Source organism: Streptomyces calidiresistens, from assembly GCF_014141525.1.
In the GTDB taxonomy this organism is placed as follows: Bacteria; Actinomycetota; Actinomycetes; order Streptomycetales; family Streptomycetaceae; genus Streptomyces; species Streptomyces calidiresistens.
Genome location: NZ_VKHS01000777.1, coordinates 1 through 2,492, shown reverse-complemented (window position 1 = coordinate 2,492; position 2,492 = coordinate 1). Strand labels below are relative to the sequence as shown.

Genomic DNA, 2,492 nt, shown 5'->3' with positions numbered 1-2,492 from the left:
GCCGGGGCCGGGGCCGGGGCCGGGTACCGAGGTGTCCGCCGTTCGGATGATCCTTACTCCTCCGGCTGGAGATCGGGAACCGGGTCCGACCAGGGTGGGGCCACGCGCGCACCACCGGCGCGCCCGATGCACAGGTAAAGGAACGCAGATGACCACCGCAGCACCCACCACCTCCTCCCTGACCCTAAACCGCGCCCCGGATCACACCTACCTGGTGTGGGGTGAGGAGCGGTGGGAGAGCACGCCCGGTGGCACCTGGGTCGAGGTACCGGACGCCACCATCGACCTGAGGGTCGGTCAGGACACCCCGTCCTACGGGGCGATCTTCGTGGCGACATTCAGCGCCGAGGCCCTGGCCTCCAATCCCGACAACAACGGCGTGGTCAGCGCCACAGTCTTCTTCGACACCGAACAGGCCGCGCCCGTCAGCAACAACCACCGCTTCGTCACCGCCCGCGGTAACCCCGAGTGGTCCTCCCACACCCTCATCCGCACCGCCAACTTCGCCCCCGATCTCGCCATGCGCGATGTCACCGCCCGTCTGAAGGTCAAGACCAGCACCAACACCACCGTCGGCCTGCAGAACTGGGTCCTGAAGATCGAGCGCTACAACACCTGACATCCCTATCGGTATCCCGGTCTTTCCCGGGGGTTTCGGGAAGACCGGGACACAGCCCACTCCCCCCCACCGCCCCCGAGCCCGAACCAAGGCCGATCCGGCGGCGGGGACCAGGGCGTGGCCGATCGGCCGGAGAACGGCCACCGGGGCCACACGCCGCCCCGTGGCCCCAGCAGCCGCCCGGCCCGGCCGTGCCGGGCCCGGCCGGGCCGCTGTGGGGCCGTGTGGCCGCCTGCGGGCCGCCAGCGGCACCGGGCCCCGCACGCCGGCCCGTGGCCGATCCGGGGGCCGCCAGGCAGATGCTGCGCAACGTCCCGGCCGAACCCGTGGCCGGGGCGGAAACGGCCACCGAGAGGCGTGGCCGACTCCGTGACCGATCCGACATCGAGGACCAGGCCGTGGCCGAACCCGAGGCCGGGCCGTCCCGCTCCCCACCACCACACGGGTATGGTCACCGCTTCTGTCACAACCCGAAACCGGGCGTCCCCGCAGATCAGGGGGCCGCCGGGTGTGCTGGTGGTGGTACATCCACCGGTACACCCGGCAGTACACCACCAGCACACCCTCACCGGGCAGTCCCGGCCCGGCCGGGCCAGCGGACACCGGGTGTCGGGAGAACGGGTTCTCTCCCGTACGGGGAGAGACCTGTTCGCGTGCGGCCCCAGCCGAATTCGGGGCCCGGCCTGCGGTTGACCACGCCCGGCCCCGAGGAGAAGGGGGACCGGAGTCGGTACCTGAATCGGAACATGGAACGGGATATGGATTGGAACGCGGTACGGGACCGGTAACGGGACCACCGGAACACGGCGTGAGGCTACCTCATTTCCGGTGCCGTTTATGAAACCCGGCCCCGCCGAAACCGGCGTGCTCCGGGGCAGAGGCGTTTCCCCGGATCGGCCACGCGAAAAGCCGGGGCTACCGGCCCGGTGAGTGAGGGTATCAACAAATCCCCGACTCGACGCCCGCCGGAACCGGAACCGGGGATATCGACCGGCTGAACCGGTTGGCCGCGCATTGGCGTGAACTGCCCGGGCCGCTGCGCCAAAAGGCCACCCGGGGCGCCGGGGAACTGCGGGAGGCGTCGGGACAGAAGGCCGCCACCGGACTGATCGAGACGCTGCGGACCGCCGATCCGGATACCGGGGAGCGGCACCGGGACCGAACCGGCCACAGTCCCCGGCCCCGACCTCGAGGACGGCCAGGAGGAGGAGCTGCCCTCGCGCCGGGCCCACCGACGCGCCCTCACCGACTCCGAGAGCACCGCCGGACCGAGGAAAAAGGTTGGTGACAGGCCGAGGGGTCCGCACAAGCGGAGAACAGGCCACGATCGAGAAGTCCACCAACACCCTGGAAAGACCATCCCCGCGCGTGCGGGGAGCGGCTGCTGGTGCAGGTGGAGCACGAGGTCCCCTCAGGACCATCCCCGCGTGTGCGGGGAGCAGTCGGCGAAGTCCCGCTACCGGTCACCGTGGTACGGACCATCCCCGCGTGTGTGGGGAGCAGCATGTCGTAGATGGCGCCCTCGGCCATCACCCAGGACCATCCCCGCGTGTGCGGGGAGCAGGCTTTCCGAGCTGCGGTGTTGTCGGCCCAGAGCACCGATTCTAGTTGGTCCGGGACGGGCAGCGAGGGCACTTGGTGAGGCCAACGCCGAGGGACCCTCCCGCGGGTGCGGGGAGCAGGGCTCGCCCTGGATGAGCTGCATCGTGCAGGCAGGACCATCCCCGCATGTGCGGGGAGCAGGGTAGTCGTCGTGAGTGGTGTTCGTCGGAATGGTATCTCGAGGTCAGGGTTACAAAAGAGTGGGTTGCCGGGAGCCCGTTGTGGGGGCAGGTGCGGTGTTGGGGCGGTCGCCGTTGATGAGGGTCAGGGC

Annotated in this window: 1 protein-coding gene; it reads left to right on the top strand. The window is 70.1% G+C overall.

What is annotated here, in order from left to right; genetic code table 11:
- The first annotated feature begins 148 nt into the window (after positions 1–148).
- Positions 149–619, top strand: coding sequence for a hypothetical protein (locus tag FOE67_RS22625; RefSeq protein ID WP_182666691.1), 471 nt, complete (start codon positions 149–151; stop codon positions 617–619).
- The last annotated feature ends 1,873 nt before the right edge of the window (positions 620–2,492 follow it).